Annotated in this window: 11 protein-coding genes; 1 reads left to right on the top strand and 10 read right to left on the bottom strand. The window is 73.4% G+C overall.

The genetic code is table 11. The annotated features are described in order from the left end of the window. Positions 1-14: 14 nt before the first annotated feature. The 8 genes from infA to GD632_RS00850 form a co-directional block, all read right to left on the bottom strand. Positions 15-236 (bottom strand): translation initiation factor IF-1, encoded by a 222-nt coding sequence (infA, locus tag GD632_RS00885; RefSeq protein WP_110851913.1) that lies wholly within the window; start codon positions 234-236, stop codon positions 15-17. 329 nt (positions 237-565) lie between these two features. After that, entirely contained in the window at positions 566-1,318 is a 753-nt protein-coding gene (locus GD632_RS00880; protein WP_152187681.1) for a hypothetical protein, read from the bottom strand. After that, on the bottom strand, positions 1,315-2,019 hold the full coding sequence (locus GD632_RS00875) for a hypothetical protein (protein WP_152187679.1): 705 nt from the start codon (positions 2,017-2,019) through the stop codon (positions 1,315-1,317). Before GD632_RS00875 ends, GD632_RS00880 begins: the two co-directional genes overlap by 4 nt. Further along, on the bottom strand, positions 2,016-2,630 hold the full coding sequence (locus GD632_RS00870) for a hypothetical protein (RefSeq protein ID WP_152187677.1): 615 nt from the start codon (positions 2,628-2,630) through the stop codon (positions 2,016-2,018). The genes GD632_RS00875 and GD632_RS00870 overlap by 4 nt, the downstream gene beginning before the upstream one ends. Beyond that, positions 2,627-3,205, bottom strand: a complete 579-nt coding sequence (locus tag GD632_RS00865; RefSeq protein WP_152187675.1) for a signal peptidase I — start codon at positions 3,203-3,205, stop codon at positions 2,627-2,629. Before GD632_RS00865 ends, GD632_RS00870 begins: the two co-directional genes overlap by 4 nt. Before the next feature lie 84 nt (positions 3,206-3,289). Continuing rightward, a complete protein-coding gene (locus GD632_RS00860; protein ID WP_193311276.1) occupies positions 3,290-3,925 on the bottom strand; it encodes an alternate-type signal peptide domain-containing protein in 636 nt (211 codons plus the stop codon). 87 nt (positions 3,926-4,012) lie between these two features. Further along, positions 4,013-6,229 carry a DUF7507 domain-containing protein gene (locus GD632_RS00855; RefSeq protein ID WP_152187671.1) on the bottom strand — a complete coding sequence of 739 codons (2,217 nt, stop codon included), beginning with the start codon at positions 6,227-6,229 and terminating at the stop codon, positions 4,013-4,015. 540 nt (positions 6,230-6,769) lie between these two features. Then, on the bottom strand, positions 6,770-12,214 hold the full coding sequence (locus tag GD632_RS00850) for a DUF7927 domain-containing protein (RefSeq protein ID WP_152187669.1): 5,445 nt from the start codon (positions 12,212-12,214) through the stop codon (positions 6,770-6,772). A 241-nt stretch (positions 12,215-12,455) separates the two neighbouring features. On the opposite strand from GD632_RS00850, the gene GD632_RS15825 reads away from it, so the two are divergent. Beyond that, positions 12,456-13,376, top strand: a complete 921-nt coding sequence (locus GD632_RS15825) for a glycosyltransferase (RefSeq protein WP_193311275.1) — start codon at positions 12,456-12,458, stop codon at positions 13,374-13,376. Here the strand turns inward: GD632_RS15825 and GD632_RS00840 are convergent. Next, entirely contained in the window at positions 13,330-14,799 is a 1,470-nt protein-coding gene (locus GD632_RS00840) for an O-antigen ligase family protein (RefSeq protein ID WP_226924381.1), read from the bottom strand. The two genes, GD632_RS15825 and GD632_RS00840, sit on opposite strands and share 47 nt — an antisense overlap. Next, positions 14,796-15,485, bottom strand: a complete 690-nt coding sequence (locus tag GD632_RS00835) for a hypothetical protein (RefSeq protein ID WP_193311274.1) — start codon at positions 15,483-15,485, stop codon at positions 14,796-14,798. Before GD632_RS00835 ends, GD632_RS00840 begins: the two co-directional genes overlap by 4 nt. Positions 15,486-15,783 lie beyond the last annotated feature (298 nt).

Raw genomic sequence — 15,783 nt, 5'->3', positions numbered from 1 at the left:
CGATTGTCGAGTGGTTACTTGTAGCGGTAGACGATGCGACCCCGGGTGAGGTCGTACGGGCTCAGCTCAACGACGACCCGGTCCTCGGGGAGGATCCGGATGTAGTTCTGACGCATCTTGCCCGAGATGTGCGCGAGCACCTTGTGGCCGTTGCTGAGCTCCACCCGGAACATCGCGTTGGGCAGCGCTTCGACAACGCTGCCCTCGATCTCGATGACGCCGTCCTTCTTCGCCATATCCTCCGCTAACTCTTCTCTCCTGCATGGCCGCCGTCGTCTGACGACTCCGGCGGGGCGTACCGTGGAACACGCCCGTCCCCCAGGTTCCAGGCAGGGAAGTGGCAGGCACGCTCGTCCAGCGCTCCATCATACGACATCGCACCAGCAGCCGCGTGCATGACGTCCCTCACAGGGGGCACGGGCGGGGCCGCCTGGAGACGGCCCCGCCCGGCTGGGGAGTCGGGTCGCGCGGCTCGCCCCCGGGACCGATCACAAGCACCGGGGATCCGCGCGCCCCTGCCTCCCCCTGCACCCCGGCCGGCCGGGCAAGGCCGGCCGGGGTGGGTCTAGTGGCCGGGCGGGTGCCCGGCGGTCCCGGTCCGGCGGCGGGCCAGGACTGCGAGGCCAGCGCCGAGGGCGGCCGCGAGGCAGGCGAGGGTGACCAGCGGCCCCACGCCCGCGCCGGTCTCCTGCAGCCGCCCCGTGCCCTGCCCGCCCGTCGGCGGCACGTCGACCTCCGACAGGCCGTCGCTCTCCGTCGGCTCCGGCTCCGGCTCCTCGGGCAGCTCGGCGCCGATCTCGAGCAGGACGTCGAAGGACGCCCGGCGCGGCGCGACGTTGGCCCGGTTCCCCGAGGTTGCCGCGACCGGCAGCTCGTACCCGACCGTGACGGGCACCTCCCCGCCCTTCGCGAGGTCGACCTCGAGGACGGGCGTCACCCCGTTGGCGTCGAGCTCGGCGAAGGAGGCCGAGCCCCCGGGCCAGCGCAGGACGAGGTCGTCGTAGAAGCTCCCCTCGTCCTCACCGCTCTCGTGGTGGACGTCGGCAGCCGCGGGGTCGAGGAGGTCGACGTTGACGATGCTGGCGCGCAGCGTGCCCGTCGCGGGGCCGTCGTTGCGCACGAGCACGGTCCGGCTGGCGGCGTCGCCCGGCACGGCCACCGGCGACCCGAGGAAGCTCTCGGTCGTCACGCCGCTGTACGTGGCACCGTCCCACGACAGGTGGATCGACTCGTCGTAGGGCACGGCCGCGTGCGCGCCGGCCGCGCCGAGACCGACGGTGAGCGCCGCCGTGGCGACGGTGCTGAGGACTCGGCTCACGGCTGCTCCCCGGGACGGAAGGTGGTGGAGGTGAAGGTGATGGCGTGGACCGGCTCGTCGGCGGGGTCGAGCCGGTCGAGGACGGCGGCGTCCCACGTGTCCTCCGCCTGGACGGCCGGCCCCTCGGGGGGACGGGCGGTGACCCGCGCCGTGTTGGCGTAGTCCCCGACCTGCGGGGGACCGTCATAGCTCGCGTAGAGGCACCAGTACTCCCGGACGGGTTCGGTGGCCGCGGTGTACGCGCTCGGGACGGGCGTGGACTCGTACCCGCTCGGCTCGGGAGCGCTGCCCGGGGAGAGCCGCGCGACGTCGCACGCGTCCGGTGAGTCGACGGCGAAGAGGGCCGGGCGGGCGTGGCCGAGGACACCCGCGCCCCAGTCCGCCGGTGGGCTGACGACGTAGTGCAGCCCCTTGTTGCCCTGGCTGAGGGAGTCGACCTGGACGGGGACGGCGAGCTCACCGTCGCGGACGAGCCGGGCGGCCTCCTGCGGGCCGACGGTGAGGACCGCGGTACCGGTCGGGGCCGCCACGGTCGCGCCGGGCGTCCCGACGGCGAAGGACTGGTAGCCGGCGGCGACCGCGCCGCCCAGCTCGGTCGAGTCGCTCCACAGGGCGAGGGACACGCCCCCGATCCCGAGGCAGGCACCGGTGAGGCCGACGACGGCGGCCGTGAGCACGGTGCGGCGTCGTGTCGTGGTCATGAGGTGAAGCCCTCTCCGGTCCGGACCTGGTCGAGGTCGACGACCACGGTCCCGAGGTCCGCGAGCTGAGGGGCGGCGTCCGCCCCGACCCGGTCGCTGGTGCCCTCGCCCAGGGCGACGGCGACCTCGAGGGTGAGTGCGCCGCCGCCGTCGAGGGTGACGAGCCGCTCCTCGCCGAGCGGGGCGCCGATGACGAGGTGGTCGCCGGCCGCGTCCAGCACCGAGTAGGTGGCGGTGACGCCGTCGGGGAGGGCGGGCTCACGCTCCCAGCCGACGGAGAGCCGGCCGAGCATGTTGTCGCCCTCGAGCGCCGTGGTGAGACGCTGGCTCATGAGCAGCGAGTCGCCGGGGCGGGCGAGGAAGGTGGCCGGGTCGATGCGTCGCGGCGAGCCCGGCACGTCCGGCGACGTCTCCTGCCACACCGCCCCACCGACGGTCTCGATGTCGAGGTTGCCGGCGGTGACGGTGCCCAGGGGCAGCTCGGCGGCGGTGTGCCAGAGGGCGACGGTGCCGCCTGCACCGACGGCACCCGCGAGGAGCGCGACGCCGGCGACGATGGGGAGGGACCCGCGGCGCCGGCGAGGCCGGCGAGGGGTGGGGCGAGGTGTCACGACTCTCCTGTGGTGATCAGCCCGGGGCCGCGACGGCGGCCGGCACGGGAGTCTGCGATGACGAGGTAGCTGCCGTACCCGATGAGGAGGCAGGCGACCGCGGTGACGACGGCGCTGCGGTGGGGTCCCACGGCGCCGGCGAGGTGACCGACGTGGGGGACGTGGTAGACGACCCGGCCCATGACCTGCTCGGGTGAGACGGGGTCGTCGTCGGCGCCGTTCGCGTCACCTCGGGTGACGTAGGCGGTCTCGGCGCCGAGGCTGACGCCGACGACGCGGTGGGTGATGAGGGTGGGGTCCCCGGGGACCGGCTGGAAGGTGACGACGTCACCGACCTCGTACCGCTCCTGCGGGACCGACACGACCATGTCGCCGGGTGAGTAGGTCGGCTCCATGGAGCCGGTGAGCACCGTCAGCGCCGCACCGCCCAGCACACGGGGGACGACGGCGACCGCGCCGGCGAGGAGGAGCAGCGCGACGAGGAGGACGGCGGTGGTCCCGCTGAGGACCGCCCGCCGGAACGAGCCAGGGCGGGCCGGCGTCGTCGTGCCGGGGGCCGCGACGGTCGTGGCCATGGTGCTCCTTCCTCTGGTGGCGGGTCGTCGGTGCGTGGGGTGGGTGGGGGCACGCCGGGGGTGCGGGCCCCCACCCGGGGGCGCTCAGAAGCCGCCGACGCCTCCGTCACGCACCTGCGTGAGGGTGACGTCGAAGGCCTTGAGCGCGGCCTTGGCCTCGACGAGGTCGCGCTCGGCGACGTCCTCGTCGAAGGTCACGCTGAGGACGACCTCGAGGTTCGGGGTGCCGGTGAGCGCGGCGGGCAGCGTGTGGAGCGGGGCCTCGTTCTGCGAGTTGTCCGCGGAGGCGAAGCGGAGGGGGTGCGCGGCGGCCAGCGGGGTCGCGTCGACGATGGTCTCGCCGTCGAGACGGACCTCGTAGGTGGCGTGCTCGGCGAGCTCGGCGAGGAGCTGGCCGTTGCCGGTGACGCCGAGGCGGTCGAGGGAGAGCTCGGCGACGAGGTTGTCGCCCTGGAGGGCCGCCGTCAGGGGCAGGGTGCCCTCGATGGTGTCGCCGGGGACGATGCGGAAGGTGTCGAGGGTGATCTCGTGGTCGCCCTGGGTCCGGTCCGCGGAGACGTCCTGCCAGGACACGGTGCCGGCCTCGACGTCGAGGTTGCCGGAGGTGATCGCGCCACCGGCGACCTCGGCGCTGTCGTTCCACAGCGCGAAGGTCGCGCCGCCCACGAGGAGGGCCGCGCCAGCGGCTCCGGCGACGATGCCCGTGGTCTTCTTGCTCATGTTCATGTCCTTAGCTGTCGTGATCGGTGACGGCACGTGCGCGCTGTCACCTGACCGAGCGGAGGGCTCGGGCAGTGGGAGGGAGGGTCAGGGACGTGCGGTGACGGGCCCTGAGCCCGTGCAGACCATGTGGTCGCCGACGGCGAGGTCTGCGCGTGGGCACCGGACGTCCACACCCTGGTCGTCGGTGACGACGACGTCGGTGAGGGGGGTCTGACCGGTGTTGCGGACCGTGTAGGTCCAGGTGACGGTGGCGCCGGTCGTCACGGTGGAGCCGGCGCTCAGCTCGCGGGCGCCGTCGAGCTGCGCGGCGGACGTGACGTCCCACGCCCGCTTGACGATCTCGACGCCCGGCTCGCGGGTCTGGGTGTTGGTGAACGTGCAGGTGACGTCGTCGCCGGGCGCGACGTCGAGGGTGAGGCCGTCACCGTCGCGGGCCACCGCGACCGACCGCCCGTTGGCGGTGCAGCTCAGCGCGGACAGTGCCCAGCCCTGGGACCGCTGCGCGGAGGTGAGGCGCTCCTCGAGCCGGACCGTCGCGGCGGTCGCGTCGGGACGGGTGAAGCGGACCGTGTAGCCGACGGAGCCGGACTGCCCGGTCACCTGCACCTCGCCGGGGGCGAGCGCGCCGCTGCCGGCCGTGCGGGTGGCGGTGAACGTCCAGCCGGCCCCGGGGCCGGCGCTCGCACCGTAGGGCTGCGCGACCTTGTCGACCGTGATGGTGGCCTGGCAGGTGGCGCCCTTGGCGAGGTTCTGGAGGAGGGGGGCGAGCTGACGCCAGCCCGTCTGGAAGTAGTCCGCGGTGTTCGCGGAGGAACCCGTGACATACCTCGTGGGGCCGGAGACCGCGCGCAGGTTGGCGGCGTCGCCACCCACGCCCTCCCCGACGCCGACGGCGAGGACTCTCGTCCCCTCCGCCTTGAGCGCGTTGGCGGAGAAGATCGCCTGCTCGGTCTCGACGAAGCGGGTGACGTTGCCCGGCCCGGTGACCGGGGAGCCGGCGTAGGTCGCCATGCCGTCCGTGACGACGATCGCGAGGTCGAAGGCCTGCCCGTTCTCGGCCACCTGGTGGATGCCGCGGTCCCAGTTGGTCCCGCCGCCTGCGGTGTAGGCGTTGATCCGCGAGCGGATCGTCGCGAGGTTGCCGTCGATCGGGAGGAGGTCGGGGTAGTTGCGACCGTTCGCGCTCGTGGAGCGCGGGGCGTTCTGCGCGAAGGTGAAGAGGGACAGGCGCGAGCCCGTGCCCTCGAGCGCCTCGGCGAAGGCGATGGCCGAGGCCTTGAGGTCACCGACGGCGCCCGCCTCCGAGACGGAGCCCGACAGGTCGAGGACGAGCGCGACGTCGATACCGGCGGCGCAGGTCTGCGGCAGCTGCGGGTTGGCGCGCGAGCTCTGCCAGCGGGCCCCGGAGACCGTCCGGTCGGAGCTCCCACCGGAGCTCGTCATGAAGTCACGGCCGGCCGTGTACGTGCTCCCTGCCCTCAGCTGGGTCCCCGTCCGGAAGCGGTAGGACGTCGCCTCCTGGGAGACCGCCCCGCCCGTGACGAGCGCCGGGCTCGTGTACCAGCCGCCGGGAGCCGCCTCCTGGACCACCCAGAACTGGCGGTCCCGGTTGACGCCCGCCGGGGAGACGAGGACCTGCTCGTACTCCAGGCACCAGAAGAACCAGGAGATGCACTCGCCGGTGCGCGTGACGGCCTGCTGGGTGTCGGGGACGACGAAGCTGCAGTCGCCCTGTGCGTCGGACACGCACGACGCCCAGCTCGCCGCGACGGGGGAGGTCGGTCCCGAGGCGCCGCCGTCGTGGAGGCGCAGGCGCACACCGGCGAGAGGGGCGACGGCGGAGGACGAGGTGCGGTCACCGCCCGCCTTGACCGTGATGACGGCCGAGGCACCGGCCGGGCTGGGGACGGCGAGAGGGGCGACGCCCCGGGTCACGCCGGGGCGGGTGACGTCGCCGACCGGCGCGGGGGCGACCGGTGCGTCGTCGGCCGCGGGTGCCGTCTCCTCGACGGCGAGGGCCCCGTCCTCGACGGACGCTGCCGGCTCCTCGACGGAGGGTGCCGGTTCCTCACCGGCAGGCACCTCGCCCTCGACGGCGGGGACCGGCTCGTGGACAGCACCCTCCTGCGGAGGCAGCTGGGCGGTCGCCGGCGCGCCCACGGCCTGCGCGGTGGCGTCGCCGGGCTCGCCGCTCGCGCCGGACCCCGTCCCGCCGACGACGAGCGCCAGGGTGACGAGGGCCGACAGGCCCAGGCGCGAGGTGCGCCCGGCCCGGCTGCCGGTAGAGGCTCGGTGCTTCATGGTGTCGTGCTCCGCCCGTGATCGATGACGAGGGGAAGCACACCAGCCGCGACAGCCGCTGCGGGGGCGGGCCACGAGTGACCGGCAGAGGACCGCCACGAGGGGCGCGGGCTAGTCTCCCCGCACGTCGAGCGCCCGGGGGTGAGGGGAGCCGCGGCGGCGCCGGCGGCTGCCGCGCGCAGATCCGCGCGATCCTGCGAACGGAGGAGTGGTCACCCCACTTTCGTAGGACTCACCCCTGTCTCACCCTCGGTCCCGGACGGCCCACCGGGGTGGTGGTCGGCGGGTCCCCCGCCCGGCGCCGGGCCGCGGCCCGTTGTCCACATGTCGAGAGCAGAAACGCGCGAACGGGGCCGTCCCGGAGGACGACCCCGTTCGCCGGCCACCGAGCCGGTGCGGGACTTACGCCTGGCGCCGATCACAAACGCCCTGCGGTCCCGGCGGCCATGGGGGCCGCCCGCGTCCTCACCTGCCGGGCGGAGCCGATGGGGACGCGGTGCGGGAGGTGTCGGTCGCGTCAGCGACCTCCACCGGCTGGTGTCAGGCCTCCTTCCGGCGCCTGGTCGTGCCGAGGGCGAGACCGCCCGCGGACAGGAGCACCGCCAGCAGCGCGGTGCCGGCGACGGCCGCACCGGTTGGCGGCAGCCCGGGCTTGCGCGGCGGGGTGAGGTGCGTCGTCGAGCACTCGATGCAGAGCGGCGGGGGCGTGCCCTCACCGGTGACGACGTTGCGCAGCCGCACGCCCCAGGCGTCGTGGTCCACCTGCACCCGGTAGGTGAGGGTGGCCGTCTCGCTCAGGCGCGGGATGTCCCACACGAGGTCCTCGCCGTCCCAGTCGACGCTGCCCACGCTCGCCACGACGGCGCCGGTGGTCCGGGCGTGCTCGAGGACGTCGGACAGGTCGTCGGTGATGGTGAGGTCCATCGGGTCGACGTCACCGGTCGGGGTGGCGGTCACCGTGTAGGTGATCGTGTCGCCCGGGTCGACCGTGCCGCCCGACGCGGGGTCCGAGCTCTTCGTCAGCGTCCAGGACGGCTCCCCGATCGGGCCGCAGTCCTCGGCCGTGAGGACGTCGAAGCCGCTGTACAGCGCGGCCCGGTTGACGTAGCCGTACCCGGGGCGGCCGTCGGGGTCGCAGACGAGGTTCTCGTCCGGGATCCCAGCGCTCACCTCGACGACGAAGACGACCTCGTACCGGTGCACGTCCCCGCCCTCGACGGCGACGAGCTCGACGATCGGCCCCTCACCGTCCCACGCGAGGTCCTGCGGATCCTCCGGGTCGCTGACGTCCCACGCCTCCTGGTCGAGGATCGTCACGCCGTCGGGGAAGGCGGGGACGTCGACGAGGTCGTAGTAGATGCGGGCGTCGCTGGCCGAGTTGTCGACGACGAGCGTGTAGCTCACCGCCCACGTGCCGTCCTCCTGCCGGACCGCCGAGCCGAACTCCTTGTCGAAGTCCACCTCGCTCGGCGGGAGGCAGTCGCGGTCGGTGCTCTCCTCGCCGTGGGCGGTGATCGTCGCGGCGTTGAGGAACCCGCCGCCGTCGGTGCCGTCGTCGCCGGTGCACCGCGCGTCGCTGTCCTCGTCCCCGGCGATCCCGGCGGCGACGAACGCGTTGACGGTGACGACGAAGGTGTCGCTGGCACCTCCGGCGAGCGGCCGGTCGTTGGCGAGGGTCGCGGTGAGCTCGTCCGGCAGGTCGGCCCACTCGCCCGCGACCCCGGTGCCCTCGAGGGTCCAGGTCGCGGTGATCGGCGTGATGCCCTCGCCGTACTCGAGGGTGTCGGTGAGGTCGTAGACCCCGCCGACGCTCGAGTCGTTGGAGGCGACGACCTCGTAGACGACCTCCCAGGTGCCGTCGGGCAGCTGGTCGGCGGAGACGGCCGTCTTGTCGACCGACATGTCCGGGTCCGGGACCGGCACGCAGGCGTCGTCGTCGTACTCGTCGTTGCCGGAGACGATGGTGGCCAGGTTGAACAGCCCGTGGCCGTCGTCGGAGCCGTCGAGGCCGCACTCCCGCAGCCCGCCGTCGTCGGTCTCGACGACGTCGGTGAGGCTCACGGTCGCGGTCACCGTGTAGGTGTGGGTGGTGGCGGCGGGCAGGAGGACGCCGCTGACGACCTGCGTCTCCGTCACCCCGTCCCAGTCGTCGTAGACCGTGCCGTCACGCTCGACGGTCGCGTCGAGGATGTCGACGCCCTCGACGACGTCGAACGCGTCCGACAGGTCGTAGCTGACGGCCTGGTCGGCGTCGGGGTTGACGACGTCGATGGTGTAGCTGACGTCCCAGGTGCCGTCGCCGTTGTCGACGAGGTCGCCGGCCGTCTTCTCGACGGTCGGGGCGACGGGCTCGGCGCACGCCCGATCGGTCTCGTCCTCACCGTAGGAGGTGAGGGTGGCGGCGTTGAGGAACCCACCGCCCTCGCTCGGCTCCTCCTCGTCGCACAGCCCGGCCTCGGTGCCGATGACACCCGCGGCGACGTCCGCGATGACGACGACGACGTAGGTGTGGGTCGTGCCCGCCGCGATCTCGGCGTCGGTGGCGAGCACCGTCGTCGGGTTGTCGGCCACCGGCTCGTCCCACTCCCCGCCAGCGTCGGGCTGGCCCGCCGGGAACCACGCGGCCGCCGTCGGCGTGATCCCACCGCTGTACTCGATCGTGTCGCTCAGGCTGTAGACACCCGGGTAGGCGTCGGGGTTGACGACGTCGATCTCGTAGGTGACGAGCCAGTCGCCACCGGGCAGCTGGTCGGCCGAGACGGCCCGCTTGGCGACCTCGAGGTCCGGCACGCAGACCTCGACGACCTCCTCCGCGGACTGCTGCGTCTGCGCGATCCACGCCGTGTTCGTGTACTCGACGCAGCCCTGCGGGACTCCCTCGAGCTCGAGGGAGTAGGTGAAGACGGTCGGCGTACCGGCCGCGTCCCACGTGGCGGTGCCGAGATCCACCGGGTTGGCCGGGTCGGTCTGGTCGTCGACGACCGTGATCGTCTCGTTGACCGGCGTCTGCGCCCAGTCACCGGGCTCGATGTCGGCGGTCCCGGTGGCCGTGCTGCTCGGTGTCGGCACGGTGCCCGCCCACGTGGCGGTCGCCGTGTTCGTGCCGGAGTAGGCCGGCTGGGTGACGAAGGTGCACGTGTAGCTGAGGTCGACGCTCTCGCCGGCCTCGACGAGCACGCCGGCCCCACCGGCGACGGTGCACAGCGCCCCACCCCCGACGTCGACGGTGTCGGTGACGTCGGCGGTGATGTCGAGCCACTCGTTCGGGTTGGACACCGTGACGGTGCCCTGCATGGCCCAGCCGGCGTCGCTGCTCCCCGTGGGGGTCGCGGTGACGGTGTAGCCGACGGTCGCGGTCCCGGTGGCGGGGTCGGGGGTCACGGTCGTCTCGTCGGCCTCCTTGTCGATGTCCCACAGGTAGGTGCGGTCGAAGGAGAGGACGACGTTCTTCTCGACCTCGAGGTCCAGGCCGGCGCAGAGCGTGACGACCTCGATGCTCGACTCGTTGACGACGAGCGGAGCGACCAGCGGCTCGGGCGAGTTGACGATGGTCGCGGTGTTCTCGAACTCCACGCACCGGCCGGCGGTGCTCGGCCACTCGAGGTCGTAGGTGAGGACGGCCTCGCCGTCGGTCGCGTCGAGGGCGTTGCCACCGGGAAGCTCGGACAGGTCGTACTCGGAGTCGGTCACCGTGACGTACCGGTCGGTCTCCGACACGGCCGCTGCAGCGAAGTCGAAGGGCGCGGTGGCCGTGGCGCTGCCGCCGGTCCCGGGGAAGGCCGCGGCGTCCCAGGTGACGGTGGCGGTGTTGGTCCCCGTGGTCGTCCCCGTGGCGTCGACGAGGTCACAGGTGTAGCTGAGCGTGACGGAGTCACCCGCGGGAACGGTGACGTTCGTGCCCCCGGGCACCGAGCACGTCGAGTCCGGCAGGCTGTCGACGACGTCGACGCCGGTGAAGGGGACGTCGTTGGGGTTCGTCACGACGATCGTCCCGCCCACCGTGTAGCCGGAGTCGACCGGCCCCTCCGGCGTGACCGTGACGTCGTAGGTGAAGGTCCCGTCCTCCCCCGCGGGCACCTCGAGCCGGTCCTCCCGGGCCACCTTGGTGATGCCCCACTCCCAGTCGCGGACGAGGCTCGGCTCGGCGGTCTTCGACACGAGGAGGTCGTCGTAGTCGGGCGGGACGAGGGCGTTGCGGACCGTACAGCTGACGATCTCCTCGGCGGCGACGTCGACGGTGAAGCCGAGGTCCCCGCTGTCGGCGACCGGCAGCACCTCACCGGTCCCCGTCTCGACGCACCGGGCGTTGGCACCGTCCACCGGGACGAGCTCGTAGCCCTCCTGCTGCGTCTCGGTGACCGTCACGCTGCGGCTCTGCACCGCCGGGGTGTGGTCGACCGTGAAGTTGACGGCGCTCGAGTCGTCGGTCGTCGCCGTCGCGGGCGAGACACCCTCCGTCGTGGTGCCGAAGGTCCACCCCGCCCCGCCGGGCACGACCTCACCGTCCGCGTCCACGACCTCCTTGACGACCGTGAGCGTTCCGGCGCACTCGGCGTTGGCGATCTCCTCGAGGGTCGCCGCGAGGTCCTCGAGGTTCGTGCGGTAGAAGTCCTGCCCCTCGTCGGGGCCGGAGACGAGCGGGATGCGGATGCTCGCGCCGGGCAGGAAGGCCTCGGGCCCGAAACCGACGAGGACGACCTGGGCGCCGGTCGCCTTGACCGCGTTGGCGGAGAGGATCGCCTCGTTCACCTCGGCGATCGTCGAGACGTCGCCGGGGCCCTGGCGGTCGCGGTGGAAGGTCGGCTGGCCGTCGGTGAGGAACAGGACGACGTCGTAGGTCACCCCGGACTCGACGACCTGGTGGAGGGCACGGTCCCAGTTCGTCCCGCCACCGCCGCTCGGCGTCGCCTGGTACCCGTTGATCCTGTCGATGATCTGCTGCGCGCCGCCCGGCGTCGCCACGCTGGTCAGCGGCAGGCCCCCGTTGGTCGGGCCCGCCGCGGGCGCCTCGCTGCCGAAGGTGAAGAGCGCCACCTGCGACGGCGTGCCGGTGATGGCGTCGATGAAGTCGTTCGCGGCGGCCTTGTGCTCGTCGAGCAGCTCCTCGGTCTCGGTGACCGAGTTGGACAGGTCGAGGACCATCGCCATGTCGAGGCCGCACTGTGCCGGGGCCACGTTGTTGGGCCGGACACTCGCCCAGCGCGGCTCCGTCACGGTGTCGCTGTACGCGAGGGGAAGCTCGATGGTCCGCTCGGCGACGGAGTCGTCAGCGGCGACGGGCCCGGTGGCGAAGATGTAGTCGTTGTCCGGGGCCCACTGGGCCGGGGCGACCCAGCCGTCGGGGGCGTCGGTCTGCACGGCGTAGAAGGCGTCCACCCCACCGAGCGCGCCCACGAGGTCGGCGAAGATGCCGCACTCGCCCGTCTCGTCGGTGGTGCAGCTGCCGACGAGGACACCGTCGGGCTCCCCCTCCGTCGGTAGCTCGGTGAACCGGTAGAACTCGTAGCTCACGCCCGCGAGCGGCGTGGCCGTGGTGCTCGTGGCGCCCGTGCCCGTGCGGTCGGCACCGGACCGCACGATGAGCTTGACCTCGCCCGGCCCGGGGTCGCCCGGGGGCACGAGGAAGGGGGTGGCCTCCGCCTCTTCGGCTGGCGGCTCCTCGGCGGCGGCCTCCTCGACCGCGGGCTCCTCGACCGCCGACTCCTCGGCGGCGGGCTCCTCGGCGGCCGGCTCCTCGGCGGCGGGCTCCTCGGCGGCGGGCTCGTCAGCCTCGCCGGCGGCCGCCGGCTCCTCGACCGCGTCGGCGGTCTCGAGGGTGGGGTCCGGGCTCAGCTCGCTCAGCAGCTCGGCGACCTCAGCGTCGCCCTCGGGCGAGGCCAGGGTCGCGGTGCCGCTGAGGACGAGCGTGAGGCTCGTGAGCCCGACGAGGATGGCGCGCGACCGGCGCCGCCAGGGGGATGCGGTGCTGCGATGACGACGAGGCATGGCGACGCTCCTTGTGATCGGTAGGGCGCTGCCCAGCCCACCACCACGGCCGCGCACGGGGAGGGGCGAACCGGGATGATCGCCGGTTGATTTGCCTCCTGACCGGGGTGACGGCGTCGTCCTCGTGAGGGCGCCGATCCGCGCCCCCGCGCGGATGCGGCCGGTGCGGGCGTGAGGAGGTCCGGACATGGGCGAACCAGAACGGCCACGGCAGGCCTGCCCCGTGCCCCACACTGTGGTCGTGCACGCTCAACCACGGGTGTCGGTGGTGGTCCCGGTCCGGGACGACCCCCGGCTGTCGGCCTGCCTCGAGGCGCTGAGCCGGCAGAGCTACCCCGCCGGGCTGGTCGAGGTGATCGTCGCCGACAACGGTGACGACCCCGCCGTCCGGGCGCTCGCCGACACACATCCGGGAGTGCTCTACGTCGCCGAGCCCGCCGGTGGCTCCTACACCGCTCGCAACGCGGCGGTGCTCGTGAGCACGGGCGAGGTCCTCGCGTTCACCGACGCGGACTGCCTGCCCGAGCCGCAGTGGCTCGAGCAGGCGGTCCGCGCCCTGGTCGACGGCGCGGACATTGTCGCGGGGCGGGTTGCCGTGTACGCCCGCGACGCCGCACGCCCCCACCCCGTCGAGGCCTACGAGCTGGTCCACGCCTTTCCCCAGGAGACCTACGTGTCCCGCAGCGGGGCGTCGGTCACCGCCAACATGTGCACGACGCGCGCCGCCTTCGACGCAGCCGGCCCCTTCCGCTCCGAGCTCCTCTCCGGCGCCGACATCGAGTGGGCGCAGCGAGCCAACCGCCTGGGGCTGCGGACGGTCTACTGCGCACACGCCGTCGTCCACCACCCGGCCCGCGACTCCTACGCCGCCCTGCGCACCAAGCTGCGCCGGGTCATCGCCGGCCGGCACGAGCGCGACGTCCTCGACGGCCACGACGCGCCGGCTCCCTGGCCGGCACCGCGCTCGCTCGTCCCTCCCGTGGGGGCGGTCCGGCGGGCGCGCGAGGCGCCCCAGCTCCTCACCGGCCGCGCCCGCGCCGCCTTCCTCGTCGGCGAGGTCTACCACCGGTACGTCGCGGCCTGGGTCGCGACCGAGCTCGCCGTCCGGGACCGGCTCAGGCGCCGGCGGGCGCGCGCAGCCGCTCCCGCAGGTTCGCGGTGAGTGGCGTCGCCACCACGGTGTCCGCCTCCCCGGCCACGCGCAGCGGCAGTGCGGGGCTCATCGCCTCCAGCCGCCACAGGGTGCCGATCGCGCCGATCACGACGAAGGTGACTCCCACGAAGGTCGCGAAGCTGAAGGAGTCGAAGGTCGCGCTGGCGAGCAGGCCACCCGGCATCACCACCGCCAGGGCCTGGCCGAGGTGGCGGGTCTCCTCGGTGCTCCCGCGCAGCCGGATGCTGCGTGCCAGGACGTAGGGGACGAGGAAGAGCGCGAGGAGTGCGGACAGCCCGAGCAGGCCGCCGGCCACGAGCGTGCCGTAGACCTGGTTGTCGAGGAGGATGTAGCGCTCGGGGATGACCGTCCCGGCGCCGCGTCCGAGCCAGGGACGCTCCTCGAACATCCGCTGGACGAAGTCCTGGTCCGCGATCCGGTTCTGGACGCTCGGATCGTTGTCCATGTTGGTGAACAGGGCACGGATGGTGCCGAGAACCCCGCGGTTGACCACGTGGAACGCGGCGGTCCCGACGAGCGCCACGACGAGCACGTTGTACCGCCGCCGCCACGGCCACACCACGCCGAGCAGCACCATCGTCACCGCGACCGTGAGGATCGCCGACCGCGAGATCGACAGCGGGATCGCGGAGGCGATGAGCACGACGCACACCCACTGGCCCACGCGCGTGCGCCCCGCCGGCGCGAAGAACGCGTAGTGGAGCGCGAGGGGCAGCACGAGAGCCAGGACCACACCGAACTCGATGTAGTGGTTCGCCGTGCCGGCCACCCGCGCGAAGTCACCGTCACCCCGTGCGCCGACGCCGATGAGCGTGGAGTTGTGCCGCAGGCCGGGGATGCGGATGAACCGGGTGAGGTCGACGACCCGGAAGAACTGGAGGATGCCCACGGTCGCCATGGCGGCGGCCAGTGTCACGAGGGTTCGCAGCAGCGTGTCGAGCTGCCGCCGCGTGACGAGGCCGTCGGCGACCGCGAGCGCCACGCCGACCATCGCGACGTTGAAGATCAGCCAGCGGTCGGCGCTGTTGGCCTCGATCTGCGGAAGGAGCCGGTCGTAGCCGACGGCGTAGCCGACGAGCTGGACGGCGAGGTAGCCCGCGAGGAGCCACCGCACCGGCTGCCGGCCGGCGGGCAGCCGCTGCGGACGCCGCATGGAGACGCACCACAGGAAGGCGAGGAGGATGCCGACGGCGACGGAGGGGCGACCCACCGACCCGAGGCCGCCGATGACGAGCCGGGCCGGGATGAGGAACTGCAGCACGAGGAAGGTGAGGAGCAGGGCGAGCGTGCTGATCCGCCGCCGGCGCAGCAGCACCGGCTGCCACTCCCCCGCGCCGCCCGGGCGGCGCAGCAGCGCCGGCTCGAAGTCCAGGTCCTGGCGGCCCGTGGACCGCCGCGGTCGCGCGCTCACGCGTGGGCGTGGTCGCGGTCCCGGCGCGGGTCCACGGGCGGCTGCGCGCCCTCGGACCACTCGGGCAGCTCCTCGACGGCGGGCGTCGAGCGTGCCTCCGCCCTCGCCCTCCGGCGGGCACGACGGCGCCGGAAGAGCCCGACGATGTCGTCGAAGAGCACCGCGACGAGGAGGGCGGCACTGGCCCCGAGCAGCCCCGTGACGGCCTGCACCTGGAGCTTGCCGTCGTAGACGACGGCCATGAGGGACGGAGCCGCGAGGACGTCCAACCCGTACTGGGCCGCTGCTGGGATCCCGGCGGCCGACTGACGCGCCTCGAGCTCCTCGACCGCCAGCCCGAAGACGAAACCGGCCGTGGCCATCGCCTGGTCGGCGTCGCCACCGCGCACCGTCACGGTCATGATCGTGCTGCGTGACTGGCCGGACACCTCATAGCTCGGGAGGAACCCCTCCGCCTGGGCGCGTGCCCGCATCTCGGCGCTGTTGAGGACGATGGCGACAGCGACGTTCGCCTGCTGCTCACCGCCGTACGGGTTGGGGACAGGGGCCGGCGCACTGCCGGGAGTGATGAGCGCGGTGCCGGCCACCTCGTACTCCGGGGCGACCCCCGCGCCGACGACCTGGACCGCTCCCGCCGTGAGCGCGAGAAGGGGCAGGAAGATGTACCACCGGCGCAATGTCGCCACCGTGATCCGCCAGACATCCACTGTGGCCTCCGTTGTGCGTGGTCGGGGTGGGGACGGGTGGGGACCGAGGTCCCCACCCGTCGGCCACCCGGTCGGGCCAGACGGCCCTGCCGATCACGGGCGTCGGTCCGTCGTCGACCCGTGGGCGGCCCCCAGCCCGTCGCTGACCGGGCGGTGCCAACGACAGGGCTGAGCCATGCGGGCACCGTCCACGTCGGGAGTGGTGCCCGTCACGTGACAAGCACAGCACCCGCCCCGCCGCTCCTGCGACGCGCCGCAGGATGACGACGAGCTGATC

It is taken from the genome of Georgenia satyanarayanai (assembly GCF_009193135.1).
GTDB classification, from domain to species: Bacteria; Actinomycetota; Actinomycetes; order Actinomycetales; family Actinomycetaceae; genus Oceanitalea; species Oceanitalea satyanarayanai.
The sequence above is the reverse complement of the archived record's forward strand: the minus strand, read 5'-3'. Positions and strand labels throughout refer to the sequence as shown.